Source organism: Roseivirga sp. UBA1976 (assembly GCF_002336325.1).
Classification (GTDB): domain Bacteria; phylum Bacteroidota; class Bacteroidia; order Cytophagales; family Cyclobacteriaceae; genus Roseivirga; species Roseivirga thermotolerans.
Genome location: NZ_DDDQ01000168.1, coordinates 1 through 368 on the forward strand (window position 1 = coordinate 1; position 368 = coordinate 368).

Consider the following 368-nt stretch of genomic DNA (forward strand, 5'->3'; position numbering starts at 1 on the left):
GTATACGCTACCCTGATAGGTTTTTTCTGCTAACAGGCAGTACTGCCTACTCATTGGGGTTGCAACAATTGTGGCCTGAGCTGCTGAAGAAACACACCGCTTCCTCAGCAGCCCCTCTATTTATTGAACCACATTTTAAAACCTGAATAACAAACATGAACATCATAAAATATTGGGTGCCGGGCTTGCTATGCCTTTTGAGCATCCGAACAGCGATAGGACAGACCAATGACGCTCAAAAAGACAGCATCTATATTGCTGAAGTGCAGGATTCCAGAAAGCCCTACAAAGTATTGCATGCCGAACCTTTATACATAGACCTGATTCGCGACCTTGGAGCCCGAAAAGGAGAAAAGGAATGGAACATT

General features: G+C 44.6%; 1 pseudogene. It reads left to right on the plus strand.

Going from position 1 to position 368, the window contains the following annotated elements:
• Window positions 1–155: 155 nt before the first annotated feature.
• Window positions 156–368: pseudogene (locus tag B3763_RS17535) on the plus strand (hypothetical protein); the annotation flags it as partial.